Annotated in this window: 23 protein-coding genes; 16 read left to right on the top strand and 7 right to left on the bottom strand. The window is 39.5% G+C overall.

The genetic code is table 11. From position 1 onward, the window contains the following. Genes ACGLYD_RS18040 through ACGLYD_RS18025 form a run of 4 tightly spaced genes read left to right on the top strand, consistent with a single transcriptional unit; the run spans position 1 to position 2546 of the window. Positions 1–1035 (top strand): FecCD family ABC transporter permease, encoded by a 1035-nt coding sequence (locus tag ACGLYD_RS18040; RefSeq protein WP_399629676.1) that lies wholly within the window; start codon positions 1–3, stop codon positions 1033–1035. Next, the gene (locus ACGLYD_RS18035) at positions 1022–1807 is read left to right on the top strand and encodes an ABC transporter ATP-binding protein (protein WP_067213610.1); all 786 of its coding nucleotides are present in this window, start codon (positions 1022–1024) and stop codon (positions 1805–1807) included. The genes ACGLYD_RS18040 and ACGLYD_RS18035 overlap by 14 nt, the downstream gene beginning before the upstream one ends. Then, positions 1804–2217 carry a hypothetical protein gene (locus tag ACGLYD_RS18030; protein WP_067213609.1) on the top strand — a complete coding sequence of 138 codons (414 nt, stop codon included), beginning with the start codon at positions 1804–1806 and terminating at the stop codon, positions 2215–2217. Before ACGLYD_RS18035 ends, ACGLYD_RS18030 begins: the two co-directional genes overlap by 4 nt. After that, the gene (locus tag ACGLYD_RS18025; RefSeq protein ID WP_067213608.1) at positions 2214–2546 is read left to right on the top strand and encodes an antibiotic biosynthesis monooxygenase; all 333 of its coding nucleotides are present in this window, start codon (positions 2214–2216) and stop codon (positions 2544–2546) included. The genes ACGLYD_RS18030 and ACGLYD_RS18025 overlap by 4 nt, the downstream gene beginning before the upstream one ends. 112 nt (positions 2547–2658) lie before the next feature. Here the strand turns inward: ACGLYD_RS18025 and ACGLYD_RS18020 are convergent, their stop codons facing one another. Beyond that, positions 2659–4104 carry an MFS transporter gene (locus ACGLYD_RS18020; RefSeq protein WP_399629673.1) on the bottom strand — a complete coding sequence of 482 codons (1446 nt, stop codon included), beginning with the start codon at positions 4102–4104 and terminating at the stop codon, positions 2659–2661. Positions 4105–4708: 604 nt separating this feature from the next. On the opposite strand from ACGLYD_RS18020, the gene ACGLYD_RS18015 reads away from it, so the two are divergent. Next, positions 4709–5227 (top strand): topology modulation protein, encoded by a 519-nt coding sequence (locus ACGLYD_RS18015; protein ID WP_338654669.1) that lies wholly within the window; start codon positions 4709–4711, stop codon positions 5225–5227. 276 nt (positions 5228–5503) lie between these two features. Here ACGLYD_RS18015 and pabB read toward each other — a convergent pair whose 3' ends face one another. The 3 genes from pabB to ACGLYD_RS18000 form a co-directional block, all read right to left on the bottom strand. Further along, on the bottom strand, positions 5504–7057 hold the full coding sequence (gene pabB, locus ACGLYD_RS18010) for an aminodeoxychorismate synthase component I (RefSeq protein ID WP_067213607.1): 1554 nt from the start codon (positions 7055–7057) through the stop codon (positions 5504–5506). A 27-nt stretch (positions 7058–7084) separates the two neighbouring features. Continuing rightward, positions 7085–7678: an aminodeoxychorismate/anthranilate synthase component II gene (locus ACGLYD_RS18005; protein WP_067213606.1), complete on the bottom strand. Its 594-nt coding sequence runs from the start codon at positions 7676–7678 to the stop codon at positions 7085–7087. Between the two features lie 134 nt (positions 7679–7812). Further along, positions 7813–8151 (bottom strand): helix-turn-helix domain-containing protein, encoded by a 339-nt coding sequence (locus ACGLYD_RS18000; RefSeq protein ID WP_067213605.1) that lies wholly within the window; start codon positions 8149–8151, stop codon positions 7813–7815. 111 nt (positions 8152–8262) lie between these two features. Here ACGLYD_RS18000 and ACGLYD_RS17995 point away from each other — a divergent pair, with 111 nt between their 5' ends. The 3 genes from ACGLYD_RS17995 to ACGLYD_RS17985 all read left to right on the top strand — a co-directional run bounded on the left by ACGLYD_RS17995 (position 8263) and on the right by ACGLYD_RS17985 (position 11456). After that, positions 8263–9108: a VOC family protein gene (locus tag ACGLYD_RS17995; RefSeq protein ID WP_399629669.1), complete on the top strand. Its 846-nt coding sequence runs from the start codon at positions 8263–8265 to the stop codon at positions 9106–9108. Positions 9109–9373: 265 nt separating this feature from the next. Then, entirely contained in the window at positions 9374–10453 is a 1080-nt protein-coding gene (locus ACGLYD_RS17990) for an AI-2E family transporter (RefSeq protein WP_067213603.1), read from the top strand. 124 nt (positions 10454–10577) lie between these two features. Then, positions 10578–11456: a DUF4349 domain-containing protein gene (locus ACGLYD_RS17985; RefSeq protein WP_399629666.1), complete on the top strand. Its 879-nt coding sequence runs from the start codon at positions 10578–10580 to the stop codon at positions 11454–11456. Between the two features lie 52 nt (positions 11457–11508). Here ACGLYD_RS17985 and ACGLYD_RS17980 read toward each other — a convergent pair whose 3' ends face one another. Continuing rightward, positions 11509–11838: a CHY zinc finger protein gene (locus tag ACGLYD_RS17980; protein ID WP_082786858.1), complete on the bottom strand. Its 330-nt coding sequence runs from the start codon at positions 11836–11838 to the stop codon at positions 11509–11511. A gap of 83 nt (positions 11839–11921) precedes the next feature. Between ACGLYD_RS17980 and ACGLYD_RS17975 the strand changes: the two genes are divergently transcribed. Next, a complete protein-coding gene (locus tag ACGLYD_RS17975) occupies positions 11922–12200 on the top strand; it encodes a hypothetical protein (RefSeq protein ID WP_340766746.1) in 279 nt (92 codons plus the stop codon). A 10-nt stretch (positions 12201–12210) separates the two neighbouring features. Here ACGLYD_RS17975 and ACGLYD_RS17970 read toward each other — a convergent pair whose 3' ends face one another. Further along, a complete protein-coding gene (locus tag ACGLYD_RS17970; RefSeq protein WP_340741064.1) occupies positions 12211–12921 on the bottom strand; it encodes a hypothetical protein in 711 nt (236 codons plus the stop codon). Between the two features lie 105 nt (positions 12922–13026). Here ACGLYD_RS17970 and ACGLYD_RS17965 point away from each other — a divergent pair, with 105 nt between their 5' ends. Further along, complete coding sequence (locus tag ACGLYD_RS17965) at positions 13027–14298, top strand: acetyl-CoA hydrolase/transferase family protein (protein WP_067213599.1); 1272 nt, start codon at positions 13027–13029, stop codon at positions 14296–14298. Between the two features lie 144 nt (positions 14299–14442). Here the strand turns inward: ACGLYD_RS17965 and ACGLYD_RS17960 are convergent, their stop codons facing one another. Then, entirely contained in the window at positions 14443–15549 is a 1107-nt protein-coding gene (locus ACGLYD_RS17960; protein WP_340766750.1) for a sugar diacid recognition domain-containing protein, read from the bottom strand. Between the two features lie 144 nt (positions 15550–15693). On the opposite strand from ACGLYD_RS17960, the gene ACGLYD_RS17955 reads away from it, so the two are divergent. The 6 genes from ACGLYD_RS17955 to larC all read left to right on the top strand — a co-directional run bounded on the left by ACGLYD_RS17955 (position 15694) and on the right by larC (position 22369). After that, entirely contained in the window at positions 15694–16854 is a 1161-nt protein-coding gene (locus tag ACGLYD_RS17955; protein WP_340766751.1) for a glycerate kinase, read from the top strand. After that, positions 16851–17981 carry a 2-keto-3-deoxygluconate permease gene (locus ACGLYD_RS17950; RefSeq protein ID WP_399629661.1) on the top strand — a complete coding sequence of 377 codons (1131 nt, stop codon included), beginning with the start codon at positions 16851–16853 and terminating at the stop codon, positions 17979–17981. Before ACGLYD_RS17955 ends, ACGLYD_RS17950 begins: the two co-directional genes overlap by 4 nt. 105 nt (positions 17982–18086) lie before the next feature. Then, positions 18087–19361: a nickel-dependent lactate racemase gene (gene larA, locus ACGLYD_RS17945; protein ID WP_340766753.1), complete on the top strand. Its 1275-nt coding sequence runs from the start codon at positions 18087–18089 to the stop codon at positions 19359–19361. Positions 19362–19410: 49 nt separating this feature from the next. Further along, a complete protein-coding gene (gene larE, locus ACGLYD_RS17940; RefSeq protein ID WP_399629658.1) occupies positions 19411–20244 on the top strand; it encodes an ATP-dependent sacrificial sulfur transferase LarE in 834 nt (277 codons plus the stop codon). 135 nt (positions 20245–20379) lie between these two features. Further along, positions 20380–21075: a nickel pincer cofactor biosynthesis protein LarB gene (gene larB, locus ACGLYD_RS17935; protein ID WP_399633300.1), complete on the top strand. Its 696-nt coding sequence runs from the start codon at positions 20380–20382 to the stop codon at positions 21073–21075. Continuing rightward, the gene (gene larC / locus ACGLYD_RS17930) at positions 21056–22369 is read left to right on the top strand and encodes a nickel pincer cofactor biosynthesis protein LarC (protein ID WP_399629655.1); all 1314 of its coding nucleotides are present in this window, start codon (positions 21056–21058) and stop codon (positions 22367–22369) included. The genes larB and larC overlap by 20 nt, the downstream gene beginning before the upstream one ends. The last annotated feature ends 82 nt before the right edge of the window (positions 22370–22451 follow it).

Here is a 22451-nt window from a genome sequence, read left to right as displayed (position 1 = left end):
ATGGAAGCGGTAGAAGTTCAAGTATCTAAAAATGTTCATCCACTCGCAAAAAAACGAACAATTGTAGTTATCTCTTTTAGTATCCTTCTTGTACTTGCGTGTACGGTAAGTTTAATGATTGGGCCTGTTTCATTTACATTCAGTGAAGTTTGGAGTGGTCTTTTTCACTCAGATGATTCATTGGCTAGACGAATTATATGGGAGTTACGTTTCCCACGGGTTTTAATCGGAATGATTGTCGGAATGTGTCTCACGGTATCTGGTGCTATTTTACAAGGCGTAATGAAAAATCCACTAGCTGATCCGGGAATTATAGGGGTGTCGTCTGGAGCTGGTCTCGCCGCAACGACTATTATGATTATCTTTCCGGCGTATATCCTATTCTTGCCTTTAGCGGCTTTTATAGGGGCTCTCATCACTGCGCTCATTATTTATGCATTCTCTTGGAAAGGTGGCACTTCACCTGTACGTATTATATTAGTCGGTGTAGCCATTAATGCCGTAATTGGTGCGTTCATGAGTGCACTCATGCTGTTATATAGTGACCGCGTGCAATCAGTTCTTCCATGGCTAGCCGGTGGCATTGGGGGCGTGGGGTGGATTCAATTCGAAATGATTATTTATTACGCGGTTGGAGCGCTTGTATTATCTTTGTTTGCAATCAGGCATATTCGCATTTTAAGACTTGGTGATGAAGTTGCAAAACTGCTTGGCCACAATGTTGAAAAAAGTCGTTTTTTCCTAATTGTTCTTAGTACACTTCTTGCGGGAATAGCTGTAAGTGTAGCCGGTTTAATAGGCTTTGTTGGGCTTGTTGTGCCACATATATTAAGAATTATGATTGGTGGAGATTATCGCTATTTACTGCCTGCATCCGCACTTGGCGGAGGGTTGCTCGTTGTATTGGCTGATACAGTTGCACGGAGTGCTTTTAATCCAATCGAGTTGCCAGTTGGGATTTTGTTGGCATTCTTAGGCGGCCCATTTTTCTTATATATGATTCAGAGAAGGAGGGACTCATTTGCTTCTAACTAAAGATGTCGCATTCGAACATTCTCCTTCCTTTCAGTTACAAGCGATTGACTTACACATAAAGGAAGGTGAAATCGTCAGCTTAATAGGTCCAAATGGGTCTGGTAAATCGACATTGCTCCGACTTGTTTCACGTCTTATAACTCCGAAAAGTGGTGAAGTAATCCTAGATGGACAAATGATTGGTTCAATGAAAAGTCTGGATGTCGCAAAAAAACTTGCCATGCTACCACAAATGCAAGATCATCAACTCGATTTGACGGTAGGCGAACTCATCGAATTTGGAAGGTATCCACATCGGGGGGCTTACGGTAAGTTGACAAAAGAAGATGATGAAATCGTTCAATGGGCGATGGAGGTTACCAGGTTAACTCGATTTAAAAACCGGACGTTACAATCACTTTCTGGTGGAGAAAGGCAACGGGCGTGGATTGCACTGGCTGTTGCCCAGCGCCCAAAGATTTTACTGTTAGATGAACCAACAACATTTCTTGATATATCACACCAATTAGAAGTGATGGAGCTTGTCGAAGAGTTAAATACAAAGTTTGGCATGACTGTTGTAATGGTCTTGCATGACATCAACCAAGCAGCACGTTATAGTGATCGCCTTGTCGTTTTAAAGGATGGGAAGGTTCAGTACGATGGTATTCCGCAATGCGTGTTATGTAGGGAAATGTTTCAATCTATTTTTGAAATAGATGCAGATATCTATAAGGACAACGGAAAACCATTTTTCACACCAATAAGGTTACGAAAGGAAGAAGTTATATGAGAAAAGGGCCACTTAGCAATGAGTTGGTAAGGGCGTTTATTATTGCTGCACATGGAGATTTTGAAGAGGTAAAGAGATTAGTAAAGCAAGAGCCAGCGCTTCTTCATTCCATTACGAACTGGGGAGGTGACGATTGGGAAAGTGGGCTTGGGGCAGCAGCCCATACAGGTAATCGTGAAATTGCAGAATGGCTACTCGAACGTGGTGCACGAATGGATATCTTCGCGGCAGCGATGCTTGGCGAACTAAGTATCGTGAAAGCAATTGTTGCTATACAGCCTAATGTCATTGCGGCTCCAGGTCCGCATGGTATTGCACTGCTTCGACATGCGCAAATGGGTGGAGAACCTGCACGGACTGTATATCAGTATCTAGAGTCTTTAACACTGAGGGAGGAAGTTGAATTATGATGAAAGCAGTAAATACAATCCGTATCAAAAAAGGAAACGTAGAAGAGGTTCTTGCACGTTTTCAAACACCGAAATCTGTTCATACATTTGAGGGATTTGTTTTAATGGAAGTATTGAAAAAAGAAAATAGTCCGGAATATGATGAGTTGAAAATCTGCACTACATGGGAAGAAAGAAAGTTTTTTGATGAATGGTTGGGTAGCAGAGCATCTCAAAAAACGCATGATAAGAAAAATGAACAAAAATCAGCGGATAATCCAATCATAAGTTCACAACTGACTACCTTTCAAGTGGCAATTCAGCACAAACCTGCAAAGCAGGAGGTTTGAATTTTAGTGGATGACGGTCACCAAGACAATTATGAAATAAACACAGTAATTTATAAAACAGCCTTAAATCGATTATGATTTAAGGCTGTTTTTATGCGTATTAATATAAATACTATCCTATTCTACCGCTATTATTAACGGGATTTGTAAATTTTTCATTTTGTCTGCTGACTACTTGTTTTGGAGCATCTTGTCTCGCTTTAGGGACCAAAAACATGATTGCTATTAACGCAAGTACTGCGAATATAACGTTGGTAATAATTCCGGCAGAGGCTGCCTTTTCAATATTGCCCGTCATCGTCATTGTACCGTACACGGTGGCAGATATGGCAACGCCAAAGGAGCTGCCGAGAGAACTCGCCATTTTGTAAATACCTGACGCTGAACCGACTTTGTCTTCAGGGGCACTTGATACAGCTGTGTCAGTGGACGGTGTTGCATACAGCCCAAGTCCTACACCGAACAGGATAAATCCGAAAAAGACAACGATGATATAAGCTGTGTCCGGTAAAAATGTCAAAGCCATTAACCCGATGCCAATTGCCGCCAAGATAGAGCCTGCCATCATTGGTAATCTAGCACCGGTTCGTTGCAGTACTTTTTCACCGACACGGATCATGACAAGGACTGCCACTAAATAGCCAATTGATAGCATACCTGATTGAAACGCCGTGAAGCCTCTTCCGACTTGCACATATGTATTTGCTACAACGAGCGTACCAGCAACCGCGTTTAATAAGAAGTTGGAGATGGTAGCACCCGTATACGGTTTGTTTTTAAATAATTTAAAATCAATCAAAGCATGTAATTTACCTATTTCTATTTTGATGAAGAATAGCATTCCAACTAGCGTAGCGACAATTAAACTTAATGTGAGCGGGCTTGTCCACCCGAAATCTGCACCGCGCGTAATAACCACGTTTAATGCAATCATCGTTAAAACAAATACAACTAAGCCGGTAAAGTCGAAACGGGAAGAGCCTTGCTGTTCAACTTTGCTTTCGGGGGTATCTTTGATCAAAATCATAGCCAAGATGGCGAAAATAATTGAGAAAACAAAGATCCATCTCCAACCCATAGAAGTTGCGATAGCTCCTCCTGCAAATGAACAAACACCCGAACCACCCCAAGACCCGATAGACCAATAACTAAGTGCACGTTGCCTTTCAGCCCCTTCATAGTACGTTCTCATCAATGCAATCGTTGCTGGCATAATACAAGCAGCCGATAATCCTTGGATGATCCGTCCGATAATTAACAGCGCGGCCCCATTCGTAAATACGAGGCAAAGTGAGCCAATGATACTTAATATGAGTCCAAAATAGGTCATTTTCTTGCGACCAAATTTATCAGCAAGCCCGCCTGCTGCCACGACGAAAATACCTGAGAATAAAGCGGTCAAACTGATTGCAATATTAAGTACACCCAGTGAAATTCCTAGATCCGATTGGATTGCGGGAACAACATTGACCATGGATTGCGCGAAAAGCCAAAACGTTATGACACCAAACACGATTCCTGTAATCATTTTATTCGTACCTTGATAGCTTGTGGTCATGATCTTCCTCCTCAAAATAGAAAGCAGCTTTCGTGAGAGTTTTATCTCGTCTATCAAAATTTAATGTTTTACTACTTTAGCATAGTAAAGCGGCGGGGTGAAGAAGAAAAACGTGGTTTTTTTATTTTAAAATGATTGCCAATTGTGCGACTTGTAGGTAGTATCAATATTTCAACCTCTTGAGTAGTCGTTTACCATAAGTAAAACAAAGATAATCCCTGATGATGTCGCAAATCTTGAAATATGGGAATGGATAAAATGATTCAAAATATGGACACAATTTAATAATAGTATAATTAAATCGTTATGATAACCAAAGTGAATCAAGTTCATTGTTCGGGTTTTGTGAATAAATATAAATATTTCATTATATTTTATATGATTTTATTGCGTTAGTTAGAATATATCCTATCATTAGGTAAAATTCAATACCAATTGTTCGTCTTTTTAGGGCTGATGTAAATTTGGAATAGTTCAGCTATATATACTGTATAATGATTTTGAGAGGTTTAAATACATATTTTGGGTTATTTGGTCATGGGGATGGAAGTTTATATGTAGGAGGGGATTCACCAAGTCCCAGACAATGAGGAGGAGTTACGGAATGAATAAAATTATGGTCATCGGGGTGTCAGCGGGTGCTGGAAAATCAACGTTTGCACGTCGATTGGGCGAATTGACTGGAATCGAAGTAACACATTTAGATTGTTTGTATTGGAAACCGAATTGGGTGGAAGCCCCGCCTGAAGTATTTTCAGCAGCTCAACAACAAGTTGTCCAAAATGAGCAATGGATAGTAGAGGGGAATTATTCAGGGACATTCGATATTCGAGAGCCGCATGCAGATACCGTTATTTATTTGGAGCTCCCTCTCCGTGTCTGTTTGTACCGTGTATTAAAGCGAAGAGTACAATTCCATGGGAAAACGAGGAATGATATTGGTGAAGGTTGTAAAGAGAAGATTGATAAGGCGTTTCTGAAATTCATCCTCACAACATATGGGGCACGAAAAAGGAAAATGCTAGAGCGAATACAACGCTATGCAGGTGAAGGGAAGAACGTACATTATTTGAAAACACCTGCGCAGATTGAAGGGTTTTTAAAAACGTATATAAAAAAGTAAAACAACAAATAAGAAAGTATAAGTTTTCGACCCGGAACAATGTCTAGCTCCGGGCGCCAGGCGCTCGGAGTCAAAAGTCGATCTAGCTAGGAAAGAATGAACTGTATCCTTCTGGGGCAAAGGAACGTCGCTCCACTGTCCCGTCTTATGTCTGTCGCATCTTAGAGGGCGCCTGCGCTTTTCTTAATGTTCAAAAACCCTCGTGTTATAAACAGCTCAGAGTTATGAAATTGATTAAGGTTAGAAACTTTGGGAATTTGTATACGAACTGTTTCACTATAATAGCTTATTAAACAAACTATCCATATGGGGATCATTAAATGTATATAATTTTTTATCGAATTTTCCAAACTGAGAAATCGTAAGTGCTTTGACTAAAGCGCGACCTTTCAAAAGAGTTTCTTCAAATTCTCGTTCAGGATCAGATAAAATTGTGATTGCTCCACCCACACCTACAGTAGCCTGTTCGGGAGTCATTATAATCGTTCGAATGACAATATTTAAATCTGTAGTACCATTTAAGCTCAAAAATCCAATTGCTCCCGAGTAAATGCCACGAGCATTCGTCTCTAATTCGTCAATATAATCCATGGTTCGTATTTTGGGAGCTCCAGTCATCGATCCTCCAGGAAATGCTGATCGTATACAATCAATTGCTGTTAATTCCGCTCTTAACGTCCCTTTAATTGTTGAAACGAGTTGATGCACTGTTTGATAAGATTCAATAGCCATCAATTTCGGTACGTGAACACTTCCAATATCACAAACTAAACCCAAGTCATTTCGAAGAAGATCAACAATCATCAAATTTTCTGCTCTATCCTTTTCACTAGTACGCAATATTTCAGCCAATCTGAGATCGTCCTCGATATTTTTCCCACGAGCAATCGTCCCTTTAATTGGTTTAGCTTCGACCACTCGATCTTGATCAATTTTCAGGAAACGTTCAGGAGAAGAACATAGAACACTCAATTCCCCGAACTTAAGAAAGGACGAGTATGGAGCTGGATTAATATTTCTAAGAATACGATATGTAACTAATGGATTGAAATGTTCATTAATATTAATTCTATTCGTTAAGCAAACCTCATAAGTTTCACCTTCAGTAATATACTTTTTACATTCTTCTATCTTTTTTACATACTGAGCGTACGATTGACTTAATTCAAAGTTAAGTGGTGTGCGGGTATCATTGTTTGTTACTTCCACGGGTGCTATAGATGGAACGTTTTGTAGTTGCTGTTCCGTAGCGTCAAACCATTCAGAAGCGGATGTAGGGGCATTATATGGAACAATACTAACTAAATATATGCAGCGCTCTTTGTGGTCAAAGGCAATTAATCGGTCGGCTAGAATAAACAAGGCATCAGGATTTGAGGATACATGGTGTTCATTGGCACCGCATTCAGCTTTCAATTCATATCCAAAATAACCTACAAATCCGCCATTAAAATCAAACGGTAATTCATTAGAATGTTGTTGCATTTTATGGATCTCAGAATCAATATAGTTGAAAATATCTTCTGTAAGCTCAGTTTGTCCCTGTGCGTCACTAATTTGAACAAGCTGTGTTTTTGAGTCGTACTTAATCACTTTACTTAATGGTCCATTAGTTGCTCCCATAAAAGAAAAACGAGATAGGTCAGATTCGACACGACTACTATCAAGCCAAAAAGCATATGCTTCTTCAGCAAAAAAATGCTGAAAAACTTCTTCTGGTTCTACAAAATTTAATAGTTTTCTACTCAAAACCTTTACAGTGGGTAATGCAGTAGACATTTCACGAGACATGCCCCGTGGGACTATCGAAATCTCTGGAATATTTGTCAACAAGAACATCTCCTTGGAAATACTGATTTATCCATAAATAGTAGTTTTTTTATTCATTAACGAAAAATTTTCTAGTATTTGATGTCCGAACTCAGTGCAAATGGATTCAGGGTGGAACTGTACACCGCATATTGGTTTTTCAGTATGCTGCAAGCCCATTATAATTCCATCAGCAGTCCATGCTGTTTTTTGTAAACAAGTAGGTAAATCATCCTCGACAATAAGTGAATGATAGCGAACTACTTCGAATTCTTGGGGTACTCCCTTAAATAACTCAGAATCGTTATGAAAGACTTTACTTATTCTTCCATGCATTGGCGTAGGTGCTTTCACAACTTTTGCGCCAAAAGTATGGGCGAATCCCTGATGACCTAAGCAGACCCCTAAAATTGGCACTTCTGATAGGCGTAAAACATCTCGACAAACACCAAAATCTTTTTCTTTCGTTGGTGTTCCTGGTCCTGGAGAAATAATCACATTATCAAACGAAATGGATTGTAATTCGTTCCATGAATATTGATCATTCCGAACTACTATGGGTAGTTCTTCGTTTATAGAGGCAATGAGTTGATAAAGATTGAATGTATATGAATCGTAGTTGTCGATTAGCAGCGTCCTCATAACTCCCACTCCTTCTAGTACAATAGAACATCTATTTATAGAGTATACATTTTCATTTAGTTGAAACTACTCTTTCTATAATCGAGGGGTTTAGGAATACGATAGTCGGATGAGTGTGAAAAACATGTGAATTCTTATGCTTTTTCATTAGGAGAAACTGCTTCACGCTCAATCCACTTCTGTGACCAATTCTCAATTTCTTTCATAATAGGCGTAAGAGACATTCCTTTTTCAGTTAATGAATACTCAATTCGCACAGGTGTTTCAGGGTAAACGTGGCGGATGACAAAGCCTTGCTGATCAAGATCTTTTAAACGTTCTGAAAGTGTTTTTCCACTGACACCAAGTTTGTCAGTCATTGTGCAAAAGCGCTGTGGTCCTGCCATTAATTGATACAAAATAAGGGCGGTCCAGCGTTGGCTTAGAATAGATACGGCCTTCTCGAAACGCGGGCAAAGTTCAAATTCATTCATATCATTGAAGCTCCTTTCGCCGAACATAATGTGTTGACAACTGTCATTATAACATATAAAGTTAGTTACATAAAGTAATTAACTTACTATTATCGATAAGGGGGAATGAAAATGAATTTTCATACAGCACCGCATACGTATACAGGGGAAGTACATCTCAACGTTTTGGACATAAATAGAGCTGTCCAATTTTATAAAGAGGTAATTGGATTTAAAGTACTTGAAGAAGCCGCGGCTAAAGTTGTCCTGACAGCAGATGGCAAGACGCCTTTACTGATTATTGAACAACCGGAAAATGTTATGCCGAAAGAGGCGCATAAATCTGGATTGTATCATTTTGCATTATTGTTGCCGAAGAGAGCCGATTTAGGGGCAATTATTAAACATTTCATCCAACAGAATGTACGAATTGGGGCTGCGGATCACCTTGTGAGCGAGGCGCTCTATTTGTCAGATCCGGATGGCAACGGAATTGAAATTTATATAGATCGTGATCCTGCTGTTTGGAGTTGGGACAATGGAACAGTTGCAATGAGTACAGATGCGCTTGACGGAGAAAGTATTATTGCAGAAAGTGGGGAGCAGACGTGGGATGGACTTCCTGTCGGAACGGTTATGGGCCATGTACATTTACATGTAGCCAATTTGCCTGAATCGGAAATATTCTACAATGCACTCGGCTTCGAAGTCGTTACGGACTATCCGCAAGCATTATTCATGTCTAACGGGAAGTATCATCATCATATTGGCTTGAATACATGGAATGGCGAAGGTGTATCACGTCCAACTGTGGGAAATGTTGGACTTCAATCGTACACGCTTATTTATCCGAATGAGGCTACATTGAAAGAAGCGATTACGAAAGTGGAAGCATTAGATGGAAAAGTGGAATTGAATGGTAGTGGATTTGTAACGGTAGATCCTTCCGGTATTCAAATTAATCTTAGAGTTGGGTGATTTTTTCTATCACCAGTGTGTAAATGGGCTGTCCGAATTGGGCAGTCTTTTTTCACTTGTGGGTCTTTGGGTATAGGTGAAACAGATAGTATCCAAATTGTAGTATGGAAGTATAAGTGGCGGTACTGGTTTAAAAGCTTGGACTTTTTTTGAAGGACCATATGTTTATCATTTCGTAAGGAAAAGTTGAAACTTTCTTCGACGCCAAGCGTATAACAACGTATACTTAAAATAACAATACATAATTGAAAAGGAAGTGGGATATGTGACGAAAAAGTTATGGTTTCAAGTAGGTGTCGGAATACTGCTTGCTATGCTAATTATTAAATACTTTATAGAGATTCAAGGGATTTTTTCGCCTTTAGTGATCATAGCAAAGGCAATATTTATACCATTATTACTTGGCGGAGTTCTATATTATATTACGGAACCGGTTCAACGTTTTCTGGAAAAACGTAAAGTACCAAGGTGGGGAAGCATTCTTTCGGTTATAGCGATTCTCGTAGCAGTCGTTTGGATATTCGTAGCAATTATTGCTCCTCCAGTAACGAATCAAATTAATAAATTAGTCGAAAATACGCCTACTATCGCCCAAGAAATAAATGACTTGACATACACATTACTTCAACAAAAAAGTGATTTACCACCAAAACTTGAAGATTCAATTGATAGTGCGGTTGAATCACTTCAATCCATAGCGGTTAATTTTGGGAAATGGGTTGTTCAATTTTTACAATCCTTCTTTCAAGCAATGTTCCTGCTTATATTAGTCCCGTTTTTCTTCATTTTCATCCTGAAAGATCATGAAAAGTTTGCTCCGTTCATATACAATTTCTTTTCGGGAAAACGTCGGGAATGGATCAAAAAGACCTTACATGATATCGATACTGTACTCCGTTCTTATATCCAAGGGCAGTTGTTAATCAGTTTTCTATTAGCAATTCTGTTGTTTGCAGGTTATATGATTATTGGACTGGAGTATGCACTGTTATTAGCCATTTTTGGATTGTTCATGAACCTCATTCCTTTCATTGGCCCATGGATTTCAGCTGTTCCTGCAATCATCATCGGTTTTATACAGGATCCGAAGATTGGTATTTTAGCTGCAGTCGTAATGGTGATCGCCCAGCAAGTTGAAAGTAATCTTATTACACCAAATGTAATGGGTAAATCACTGGATATTCATCCACTTACAGTCATTACTGTTATATTGGCAGCAGGTAATATTGCAGGTTTTCTCGGTATCATCGTTGCTGTTCCGGCGTATGCAGTTGGTAAAGCCATCGTTAAGAATATTTATGCAAGGCGGAAGGAAATCAAAAGCGCTGCGACGAAGACTGTTTAAAAAAGAAATAGAAGACTAAAAAAACGCTAGATAAAATCTAGCGTTTTTTCATACCGTTTAATTGGAAGATGTAACCTTTTTTGGATTACACCGTCTCATTGATTAAATAGATAGGGGGGATTCTATGAAGCGAAATGTGGTTTTGGCTCTACTATTATCAGGCTTACTTGTATTTATGGCGTCCTGCAGTTCAAGTGAATCAAAGAAAGACATTCAGATGGAGAGCTCATCAACATCGCAAGATATGGCAACTACAGAGCAAGAGAATAAAGCTGAAACAGAAGAGTTAGCCAACGAACAATCTAAAGTGATCCCAACGAATAGGAAAATCATCCACAGGGCGGAATTACAGCTCAATGTGAAAAAACTTGAAAATACTCAGCTTATAATAGAGAAAAAGGTGAGTGACTATGGAGGTTATATCGTTGAATCGAATGTGCATCGGGAAAGCGAGGAAAGTATAAGTGCTCGGCTCACTGTTCGAATCCCAGAGCAGCACTTTCAAAAGTTTTTAACGGATGCCGAAGGGGAAGCGGCTGAAGTTTTGAATCGTAATGTGACCGGGGAAGATGTAACCGAACAATATATTGATCTAGAGTCCAGGGTGAAATCAAAACGAACAGTAGAGGAAAGGCTGCTCGAGTTTATGGGGAAGGCAGAAAAAACAGAGGATTTATTGAAAATATCGTCTGATTTATCCAAAGTCCAAGAGGAAATCGAATTAATTGTAGGAAAGATGAAGTATCTAGAAAATCAGACGTCATTTTCTACTATTGAAATAACAATGTATGAAAATAGTGTTATTGTTCCAGGACTAGACAGTAAAAATTTAGACACGTGGGATAAAACTAAAAAACAACTTGCTACAAGTACAAATTTTATCTTTGCGACGGGTTCGGGCCTGATTGTCTTTTTCATCGGAAACTTACCAGTACTTCTACTTCTACTACTCGTAGGTATAGGGATTTATTTTGGCGTTAATAGAATGAAAAAACCTAAATAGGTTATCAAATATAACAAAAGCAGCATATTTCAAATGCTGCTTTTTTCCTGTTTTAAGTTTGGAAATAAAGATTTTTATGTAAACTACATCCGGGATTAAACAGTGCTGAACAAGTAAGGCACTTCGATCCACAGGTCAAATACTCCGAAACAGTTAGTTCATAACCACATGCTCCACAAAGAACTGCTTTTTCACCAAACATCTCAGTTGGCCAAACGTCAGGATTGCCACAACCGTCTTCTTCATGACATTCATAGCAGGGATAGTAGGTGCCACAACAATAAAACTTTATCGCAATCCGGTCGATTTCGGAATGATAATGTGCACACCGAGTTTCTTCATCAAGAACTTTTCCTCGAACTGTATGGCCTTTGATTTGCATGTTCAATTCCTGCCCTTCATCTTCAAAAAGTGTATTGAATTATAAGTGTTGTGGGAAGGCTAATGTGAAAAAGGATTGATTTCATGTGGAATGAGTTCCCGATTATCCATACAAACGTCTGGGATGCTTTTTGGGCAATACCCGCTATTCTTCTAGGAATATTCCTGTTGAAACTTTTATTTAAACTCCCTGAAAGTTGGTTTTCAACCGCGGCAACAATTATTGGACTTATCTTGTCTATTTTCATCAGTCATCCAGGTAACTTACCCGCGGGTATCTTCATGGGTTTTTTCTATGGTGGAGCGGTCAGTGGAACTATTTATTCGATGAAGGTCTGGTACAATAGCTATCGCAAAAAGTAACTGAATCATGTTATTTCAATGGACAAAATCCACACTGCATGAGACCGGGTACATCCTTTGAGAAACAACATGTGGTACGGACTTCTGTATTCAAAAGTGCGGACGGCTCGCATCCTTTTAAGTAGGTGGCAAATAAAGAACGAGGTGCGATTCCTTCCCAAAGCGTGTCGTCTTTCAATATGTTGAGGTCCGCGCGTGCTTCTACGGAGGTACCTGGATTTGCCAAAAGAACATGGTACTGCCAAAGGAGAAAACCAAAGATATTTTCCCATAACGTCAATGGAGAAATAGATGTGACGGTGCGGATTTGTCGGATGACAGCTCCGCATTCATCCTGCAGAATCCGCTTAATGACATCTCGCCGTTCCGCGTCTTCTACATATCGCCAATCCTTCGCGGATGCAAACGTACTAACAGCCAGTTTTCCGTATTCTTCTTTTGCACCAAAATGAAGTTGTTCATTGTTTCCATCCCATACTTCATCGTATGCCGCCAGGTTATAAAATTGCATCGCGGTAAACATACCGAAACGGCGCATGAAATACGATGCTGCTACAGTTCGGTTGGGGCTTCCGCTCACTGCTTGGACGACATTTAGTATATCTTCCGTTTTTTGACTATCGAGTAGCATTTTCAATGTGAATAAATTCCGTTCGGGCGAATCTACATAAATGCTGTACATATTCAGTTGTCTGAGCTGGTCCGTGGTTAAGTTTGTCATAGATCGATTATAGCGTTCTTACTAGTCAATCATCAAGTTGAGCAAGCGCTCAGTCTGCTGTATACTAATTGAATAGGCGGACTTTTATAGGAGTGAAAAAACGACGTGGAAAAACGATTGAGTGCAGAACAGTTTATTGATTTGATTGACGTAGAGGCTGATATTATTATCCCGATTGCCAATGGGGAACCTCATCGTCTACTTGATATATTGGAAGAGAACCATTCGGAATTACAGAACGTTAAGATTCATCAAATGCTGGCTCTTCGGGAGCGGGATTATATAATAGGTAAAATGAAAGGTCATCTTTCACATGTCTCCTACTTTTTAAGTGGTGCAACACGGAAGGCTTATCAAGAGGGCAAAATAGAATTAGTTCCTAACGTTTTCCATGAAGTCCCGCGCATGTTGAAAAAAGTTACGAACATGTCGATGATAATCACAGTTGCTTCTCCAATGGATGAACACGGTTATTTTTCATTGGGCACACAGGCAGACTATATTTCCGAATTCATCGGTCATGTTCCGTTTGTCTTGGAAGTGAATAAGCATATGCCACGTACATACGGTGAAAACCAAATTCATATTAGCCAAGTTGCGGGATACATTGAAAATGATGCGCCTTTATCAGAAGAAAGCTCTCCATTAATTGGTGAGAAAGATCTTAAAATTGCTGAATTTGTAACGAATGTTATTGAAAATGGGGATTCACTCCAAATTGGTATTGGAGCCATTCCGAATGCGGTTATGAGCATGTTGAAAGACCACCGTCATCTTGGTATCCACACTGAAATGCTGACAGACGGAATCGTTGACCTTGTGCAAGCAGGAGCTATCGATGGGACACAGAAATTCACACATAAAGGGAAGATTGTCGCGACATTTGCATTCGGATCACAGCGTTTGTACGATTTCCTCCATGAAAACCCTGCGGTTGAATTTTTACCTGTGAGTATGGTGAATGATCCACGTGAGATTGCGAAAGAAGAAAGAATTGTATCCATCAATGCGACGACGGAAGTTGACCTTTATGGACAATGTGCTTCTGAAACAATTGGAGGACGCTATTATTCATCAACCGGTGGACAAGCAGATTTTGCACGCGGAGCACGTTTTGCAAAGCATGGTAAAGGGTTCATCTGCATGCATTCAACAGTGAAAAACGACACCATTTCGCGCATTAAACTGCAATTGTCGCCAGGTTCTGTCGTAACGACGTCGAAAAATGACGTCGATAACATCGTCACGGAATACGGCATCGCTAGTCTGTATGGCAAATCGTTATCTGAACGTGCAAAAGCGCTTATCGACATTGCCCACCCGGCGTTCCGAGAAGAGTTAGTGTTTGAGGCGAAGAAAAACGGCATACTTTATTAATAGTGAAGCAGCGTCCTTTACAGGGAGCGCTGTTTTTTTATATTGTTTGCTAAAACCACGCAACTTCAGCCAGCCCTTTTTAAGCTTTTTCACAAGGGCGAGGCTGTTAATTCCATGTGGCTAGAAGTGAGTATGCCTGTAGTATCAACTATTATTTTTCTCCGCTTTTTGAAACAGCCACAGAGCCACCTGTAAGATCAAAGCATCCTTGAACTTTCTAGGATCATACCCCGTTTCTTCTATAATTTTATTCAAACGATAGATCAATGTATTTCTATGCACATATAAATCGTTCGCCGTTTTTTGGATATTTAAATCATTAACAAAGAAAGCTTCCAATGTTCTTGCTTTGTTTTCATCGAAACTTTTCAATACGCGATGAGAAAAACGTTCGGACACTCGTTCATCAACTTGATAGATCAATGCCTTTGCTTCAATTTGAGCAAATGAAACAATATCTCTCTCGGGGTTGCTTATCTTCATTGTAATGTCACAGTCTTTATACGATTGGCTGAATGTATCTAATGTACTAAAAGGTAGGCTATAAGCCATTCGAGAGATAACATTCAGTGATTTTAATAGCATGTAAATGGCTTCTATTTTTACAACACTTTCTTTTTCCTCAATGCCAAAAATAGTGATAAATATACGGTTAACATTTACAAAACTAACAATTCCATTTTTAGAGCCAATTATTTCTTCTATTTTTTGAATTAATGTGCGGTTGGGCACAGATCTCTCTGTTATTTGGATAATCATCGTTGTAAAAGGTGGCCTAAGGTGTAAGCCAAGCAAACTGAGGCTTTGATCAATACTGGTAACAGAAGCATCACTTTTTAACAATTGTTCAATTATTGTCTCTTTTGTTCGCTGCTTCCACTCCATCTGTGAATCCATAAATTCCTGCCGAATCATAAGTTCTGTAGTCATTTTAACCAGCTCTCCAATACTACCCATTTCATCGGGATCCCCAGTAATTCCAATAACACCTATAGTTTTTTCAAGAAAAACAATTGGGAGATTCACCCCAGGCTGGGAACCTTCCCAGTTGTTGTTTTCATTAGCATGAATAGTAAGTGCTTTTCCACTTTTAAGAACTTCTATTGCTCCGTTATGAATTGAACCAATTCTAGATTTATCTTGTGTGGCAATGATTATCCCATCCGTATTCATAATATTAACGTTGCGATGAAGGCGTAGAGAGGTCTCTTTTACAATCTCATTTGCAATTTTCCTCGTAAGCATATGCATAGGTTTTCTCATCCTTTAGTCGAAGTAGACAAAAAATAGATAGAATATGATCTTACTTTCATATGGTATAGCTATAGACTAGTTGAGTCAAGATTCATATAATTTAGATTAAGTAATTGAAAGCGCTTACGACAGGAGGATTTCATGAAAATTATTATAGCACCAGACTCATTTAAAGGAAGTTTAAGTGCCGTTGAAGCGGCAAATGCCATAAATAGGGGGATTAAAAAAGTATTTAGTGAAGCTGAAACCGTACTGCTTCCTATCGGTGATGGCGGCGAAGGGACGATGGAAACTTTAGTCGCGGCAACTGGTGGAAAAATACTAACTGTTTCCGTTATAGGACCCTTAGGAAATCAGATAGAAGCAGCGTATGGAGTATTGGGAGATGGTGAAACATGTGTCATCGAAATGGCATCTGCATCCGGACTGCACCTGGTACCAGAAGATAATTTTGTTCCCCTTAAAGCAACAACCTATGGCACTGGACAGTTGATTCAACAGGCTCTCAATGACGGTTTTTCATCCTTCATTATTGGTTTGGGAGGATCTGCAACAAACGATGGAGGAGCAGGAATGCTTCAGGCACTAGGACTTCGAATTTTGGATGAACTAGGAAATGAAATCGACCAAGGGGGGGGCGAATTAAATAAAGTGAATCGACTCGAATTGGATTCTTTTGATAAACGAATTAAAGATAGCAAATTTATTATTGCTTCCGATGTTCAAAACCCACTCATTGGTCCAAATGGGGCTTCTCATGTTTTTGGTCCCCAAAAAGGAGCTACAGCTGAAGAAGTTGACCTGTTGGATAGTAACCTCACCAATTGGGCAGATGTGGTTGCGAAGGAAACAGGAATCAAACTTCACAATCAACCAGGAGCTGGTGCAGCAGGTGGCATCGGAGGAGCCTTTCAAGCATTTTTCCCAGTTGAAATGAAGCGAGGAGTAGATGTAGTTCTTGATTATATTAAACTTGAAGCTGAATTGATAAATGCCGATCTTGTAATTACAGGAGAAGGACAAGTTGATAGTCAAACAGCATTTGGAAAAACCCCACTTGGAGTCGCTCAGATGGCAAAAAGTAGAAATGTTCCAACCGTTATTTTAGCAGGATCTATTGGGGAGGGAATTGAGGTACTGCATGACTTTGGTGTCGTAAGTATAAATAGCATTATTAATAGTCCGATGTCTTTAAAAGAAGCAATTGATAATGCGGAGGAATTATTAGCATCGAGTGCAGAACAAGTTATTCGATCTTATTTCCATCAAAGTGTAAAAGAAAAAGGGAGGTTATCTATTTGAGGATAAAAGAAGCTATAGAAAAAGTACCTGGGGGCATGATGGTAGTTCCGCTCTTACTAGGGGCTACACTGAATACGATTGATCAATTGCATATTCCTGTAGTAATGAACATTTTGAAGTCTTTAGGGACAGCACCAACAGATGCTGGTTATTATGAGTTTTTGAGAATAGGCGGATTTTCGCAGGAATTATTTAAAGATAGTGCATTAGTACTTATTGCTTTATTTTTATTCTGCGTAGGGAGCCAGATGAATTTAAAAATAGGTGGTAGAGCCCTGAAAAAAGGCGTTATATTAACTAGTACGAAGTACTTTACGGGTTTGGCGGTAGGTGTAGCTTTCGGTTTCTTCTTTGATCCATGGACTGGAGTATTGGGGCTTTCTACTTTAGCGATTATAGCTGGGATGACAAATAGTAACAGCGGAATGTATGCTGCTTTAACTGGGCAATATGGGAATCGATCCGATGTAGGTGGGCTATCTATTCTTGCTATTAATGATGGTCCTTTTTTAACACTGGTATCTTTAGGGCTTTTAGGAACTACCCTCCCGATGATTGCATTCATTGCCGTTTTATTACCAATTGGTATTGGGATGATTCTAGGGAATTTAGATCCCAAAATACGTGAATTCTTAAAGCCAGGGGAGTCGTTAACGATACCATTTTTTGCCTTTGCACTAGGTGCTGGCATGAACTTGGCGAATTTCTTTAATCCATCTGTCCTCGCGGGAGGGTTAGCTATTGCTATCCTAACTTTCGTTCTCACTGGAGGAATGGCTATCATCGCATTTAAAATAGCTGGAGAAAAAAGTTTTATTGCGCCAATTGCGGAAGCTTCTACAGCAGGAAATGCCGCAGCAACACCTGCCGCAGTATTGGCGGCAGCCTCAGTAGCATTAGGTTCAGGTGCGATGAGTATGGCAGATTTCGAAATGATACAGAGTATTGTGCCCATTGCTACTGCACAAATTTCTATATCAACAATTGCAACCTCTCTGCTCTGTCCACTTGGTGTTATTTTGATGGATAGATATCAAAAGAAACGAGGGATATATGGCACTGAGGAATACCCTGGAATAAAGGCAAAGAAAAAAACGAAAAAAACCAAAGAAGCATTAAATAATTAGTAGATTAATTAGTCAATAAGATGCTTCTCCCGCTATCATTTTATAGGGGAGAAGTGTTATCGTAAGAATAGAATTACAAATTATCAGAAAAGTGGTGTATTCAGAATGATTACGGAAATACTCTATGGAAAAGAAGGTATTTCATTAGATTTACCGGATAATTCTTTTATCATCGAACCGAAAAAGTTGTCTACATTAGAGAACGACAAAGATGCAATTCGACAAGCATTAGGAAGTCCAATTGGCTCATCGCCCTTAAAAGAATCAGTAAAATCTACGGACATTGTATCTATTGTAATTAGTGATATTACTAGACCAACTCCGAATCATATTTTAATACCTTTATTAATTGAAGAGTTAGGCCATGTGCCTTTGGAGAATTTCGTGATTATTAATGGAACAGGAACACATCGCGATCAAACGAGGGAAGAGTTTGTTGGAATGCTAGGTGAGTGGATCGTCGATAACATTCGGATTATCAATAATAATTGCCATGATAAAGAAACACTCGTAAACCTTGGTCAAAGTAAATTCGGCTGTGATGTTTATCTGAATAAAGAGTATGTAGAATCAGATTTCCGTATTGTAACAGGTTTTATTGAACCACACTTTTTTGCAGGATTTTCCGGAGGGCCAAAAGGAATAATGCCTGGAATAGCGGGAATTGAGACAATCATGACCTTTCATAATGCAAGAATGATTGGCGATCCCCTTGCTACTTGGGGAAACATGGTAAATAATCCCGTCCAGGATATGACCCGTGAAATAAACGGCATGTGCAAACCCGATTTCATGTTAAATGTTACGCTTAATCGTGAAAAAGGTATTACAGCAGTTTTTGCTGGAGAGCTTTATAAAGCGCATGACTTGGGCTGTGCGTTTGCTAAAGAACATACAATGTTCCGCTGTGATGAACGATTTGATGTTGTAATTGCCTCGAATTCCGGCTACCCACTTGATCAAAATCTTTATCAAGCTGTCAAAGGAATGAGTGCGGCACATAAAATTGTTAAAGAAGGTGGCTCTATCATTATTGCATCTGAATGTTCAGATGGACTTCCTGATCACGGAAACTATTCCAAGATTTTTGAAATGGCAGATACACCGCAGGGATTACTCGATATGATCAATAATCCTGACTTTAAATTATTCGACCAGTGGCAAGTACAAAAACAGGCAGTAATCCAAGTCTGGGCGGACGTTTATGTATATTCCGAGCTTACAGATGAGCAAGTCGAAGGAACTATGTTGAAACCAACGCATGATATTGAAAAGACAATAGAAGAGTTAAAACAGAAGTATGGTGCAAATATGACAATAGCTGTTCTCCCTCTGGGTCCTTTAACGATTCCATATGTTGAAGAAAATGCATACGTTTAATACTATCTAGTGTATAGATAAAATATCAAAATGAAACGGGGCTAAAATTATGAACAAAACAGTTGAAAAAAATCAGCATCTAGGCAAAATCCTTTCCGGCATGAATCGTGTTCTCGTAGCATTTTCAGGTGGAGTCGATAGCACATTAGTCTTAAAAAGAGCACAGCAAGAATTAGGCTCTGCGAATGTTCTTGCAGTTGTCGTTGCATCTGAGTTATTCCGTGAAGAAGAATTTGAGAGTGCGGTTAAACTAGCAGAAAAAATGGGTGTCAACGTCCATCAGACTGAAATAAAAGAATTAGAAGATGAAGGAATTGTAGCAAATACTCCTGATAGCTGGTATTACAGTAAGAAGCTGCTCTATTCTCATTTAAATCAGCTTGCTAAAGAATTGGGTTATGATTATGTGTTAGACGGTATGATCATGGATGATGTAGCCGATTTCCGCCCTGGCATGAAGGCAAGAACAGAGGCAGGGGCTCGTAGTGTATTACAAGAAGCCGACTTATACAAACAAGAAGTCCGACAGCTTTCTAAAGAACTTGAGCTGCCAGTATGGAATAAACCCGCATCATGTAGTCTTGCATCGAGAATTCCCTATGGAACAAAACTAGATAAACGTAAAATTGAACAAGTCGATCAAGCAGAAAAATTCATTGCAAAACTTGGATTCGATATGGTGCGTGTACGCTACCATGACAATGTAGCTCGTATCGAAGTTACTCCAGATGAAATTACTGAACTACTGAAGCACCGGGAAAAAATCCAGCTGAAGTTAACGTCACTTGGCTTTAATTATGTATCACTGGATCTGCGCGGCTACCGTACTGGTAGCATGAATGAAGTATTGCCGGCTGATTTATTGAAGGTAGAAGTTAATTGATTAGTTTTTAAAGAGATGGAATTATATAGAGAGAAACGAACCTGAAGTACAGTATGGGTTCGTTTCTCTTTATAAATAGGAAATGTAAGAACGGTGTATAACAGCTATTATTATGATGAAGAAGTAGGTGATGATATGGAGAGTTTTGAAGACTTAGGATTTTGTAAAGTAGATTTTGATCGAGAAAAACGTCAGGGTTTTCCAGAGGTCATTTATGGTGAAGGGAAAACGGTTGAGCAGATTCAAGCAATTATGAGTAAGCTAATTGAAAAACATGGAAAAGTAATGGTTACAAGAGTGGACAAGGAGAAAGGAGCAACTCTTGTAAAAGCATTTCCTTTAGCTCAATATGACACTACATCTCGAATTTTATTATATGGTACTTCAACACAACAATTTGGTGGAGAGGTAATGGTATTGTGTGCAGGCACTTCAGATCTTTTTGTTGCCGAAGAAGCAGCGATTACGGCAGCTTGGATGGGTTGCAAGGTGACTAGATTATATGATGTTGGCGTAGCTGGGATTGATCGATTATTGGCGTATCGCGATGACATCAACAAGGCCAGTGTGTTGATTGTTGTAGCGGGAATGGAAGGGGCTCTTCCAAGTGTCGTAGGTGGACTTGTTCAACGACCAGTTATAGCTGTACCAACTTCAGTCGGATACGGAGCTCATTTGCAAGGAGTAACACCATTACTAGCCATGCTAGCTTCCTGTGCTTCAGGAATGAGCGTAGTGAACATCGATAATGGATTTGGTGCAGGTTATCAGGCTGCACTTATCCTTAAACTTGTTTCAGAGGGGGTAAACCATGAAAATCCTGTATCTTGATTGTCAATCGGGAATTTCAGGTGATATGACACTTTCAGCATTAATTGATTTGGGAGCGAACATAAATTATATTAGAGAACAGCTAAAGGCGCTGCCGATTGATCCCTTTTCGTTAGATGTAAAACAAGTGGATAAGAGAGGGATATCATCCAAACTGTTGGATCTTCAGTTTGTTGAATCAGCTTCAGTGGAACTCGATAATGCTCATAGTCATAGTCATAGTCATAGTCATAGTCATAGTCATAGTCATGATCAAGAAGACCATTCACATGATCATTTACATACGCATGGACATGAACACACGCACGATGACCATCAACATCATTTTCACCGAAAAGCATCTACTATTTTAGATATGATTAAGAACAGTGAACTGCCAGTTCGGGTGAAGGAAAGAAGTTTAGCTGTATTTCAAGTGATTGCAGAAGCTGAAGGGAAAGTACATGGGATGGATCCGAAAGACGTTCACTTTCACGAAGTAGGCGCCATGGATTCAATAATTGATGTAATCGGTGTTTGTTTGGCACTAGAAAGTTTAGATGTCAGTAAAATAATTGCTTCTCCAGTACCAACGGGATATGGAAAAGTAATGATCGCACATGGACTTTATCCGATTCCCGCTCCAGCAACCGCTGAAATACTAAAAGGTGTACCCCTAGCGGACTTTCATGTAAAAGGGGAGTTAACGACCCCAACAGGAGCAGGGTTTATTAAGGCATTATCGGATGAATACGGTTATATGCCCGCCCTTACAATAGAGAATATTGGTTACGGAGCAGGTAAAAAGAATTTTGAACATCCAAACGTCTTAAGAGCCGTCCTTTTTAATGAAGAGAAGGCTCCGCAACGTGAAAAAATAATCGTTCTGGAGTGCCAACTAGACGATTTAACTGGTGAGGCTCTTGGCTATACTATGGAAAAGGTATTGGCGGAAGGAGCTCTAGATGTTTATTTCACACCTGTGACGATGAAAAAAAGCAGACCTGGAACATTAATAACCGTTTTAACAAAGCCAGAAAAATCTCTTGCATTAGAGAATCTTTTATTACGTGAAACCAGTACTTTCGGTGTTCGTAGATCAGAATGGTCACGTAAAATTTTAGAGCGAGAGTTTAAGTCGGTTGAAACGGCTTATGGAAAAGTAACCGTTAAAATAGGTAAACTTGAAGGAGAAATTATGAAAATCTCTCCTGAGTATGAAGATGTAAAAAAAGCCGCTGTACAATATGAAGTTCCGCTCGTGGATGTCTATCTTTCAGTCCAACAAGCAGCTAGAGAACAAGCGGGAAATTAGAGGATTCCCTCAAAAAACTACGTAGAGTATTAGTCTACGTAGTTTTTGTGTGGAAAAAAGGTGAAAGATGCTCGTTTATCAG

Origin of the sequence: Sporosarcina sp. SG10008 (assembly GCF_044569405.1) — a bacterium.
GTDB classification, from domain to species: domain Bacteria; phylum Bacillota; class Bacilli; order Bacillales_A; family Planococcaceae; genus Sporosarcina; species Sporosarcina psychrophila.
Note: the sequence above shows the minus strand (reverse complement) of the source record. Positions and strands in the feature narration are given on the sequence as shown.

Excerpts from the sequence above, each read along its gene's own strand:
- ACGLYD_RS17980 (WP_082786858.1), bottom strand. The coding sequence starts at position 11,838 with ATGCAAATCAAAGGCCATACAGTTCGAGGAAAAGTTCTTGATGAAGAA.
- ACGLYD_RS18015 (WP_338654669.1), top strand. The coding sequence starts at position 4,709 with ATGAATAAAATTATGGTCATCGGGGTGTCAGCGGGTGCTGGAAAATCA.
- ACGLYD_RS18025 (WP_067213608.1), top strand. The coding sequence starts at position 2,214 with ATGATGAAAGCAGTAAATACAATCCGTATCAAAAAAGGAAACGTAGAA.
- larB (WP_399633300.1), top strand. The coding sequence starts at position 20,380 with ATGGAGAGTTTTGAAGACTTAGGATTTTGTAAAGTAGATTTTGATCGA.
- ACGLYD_RS17975 (WP_340766746.1), top strand. The coding sequence starts at position 11,922 with ATGTGGAATGAGTTCCCGATTATCCATACAAACGTCTGGGATGCTTTT.
- larC (WP_399629655.1), top strand. The coding sequence starts at position 21,056 with ATGAAAATCCTGTATCTTGATTGTCAATCGGGAATTTCAGGTGATATG.
- ACGLYD_RS17955 (WP_340766751.1), top strand. The coding sequence starts at position 15,694 with ATGAAAATTATTATAGCACCAGACTCATTTAAAGGAAGTTTAAGTGCC.
- ACGLYD_RS17995 (WP_399629669.1), top strand. The coding sequence starts at position 8,263 with ATGAATTTTCATACAGCACCGCATACGTATACAGGGGAAGTACATCTC.
- ACGLYD_RS17960 (WP_340766750.1), bottom strand. The coding sequence starts at position 15,549 with ATGCATATGCTTACGAGGAAAATTGCAAATGAGATTGTAAAAGAGACC.
- ACGLYD_RS18040 (WP_399629676.1), top strand. The coding sequence starts at position 1 with ATGGAAGCGGTAGAAGTTCAAGTATCTAAAAATGTTCATCCACTCGCA.
- larA (WP_340766753.1), top strand. The coding sequence starts at position 18,087 with ATGATTACGGAAATACTCTATGGAAAAGAAGGTATTTCATTAGATTTA.
- ACGLYD_RS18030 (WP_067213609.1), top strand. The coding sequence starts at position 1,804 with ATGAGAAAAGGGCCACTTAGCAATGAGTTGGTAAGGGCGTTTATTATT.
- ACGLYD_RS18020 (WP_399629673.1), bottom strand. The coding sequence starts at position 4,104 with ATGACCACAAGCTATCAAGGTACGAATAAAATGATTACAGGAATCGTG.
- ACGLYD_RS18000 (WP_067213605.1), bottom strand. The coding sequence starts at position 8,151 with ATGAATGAATTTGAACTTTGCCCGCGTTTCGAGAAGGCCGTATCTATT.
- ACGLYD_RS17985 (WP_399629666.1), top strand. The coding sequence starts at position 10,578 with ATGAAGCGAAATGTGGTTTTGGCTCTACTATTATCAGGCTTACTTGTA.
- ACGLYD_RS17970 (WP_340741064.1), bottom strand. The coding sequence starts at position 12,921 with ATGACAAACTTAACCACGGACCAGCTCAGACAACTGAATATGTACAGC.
- larE (WP_399629658.1), top strand. The coding sequence starts at position 19,411 with ATGAACAAAACAGTTGAAAAAAATCAGCATCTAGGCAAAATCCTTTCC.
- ACGLYD_RS18005 (WP_067213606.1), bottom strand. The coding sequence starts at position 7,678 with ATGAGGACGCTGCTAATCGACAACTACGATTCATATACATTCAATCTT.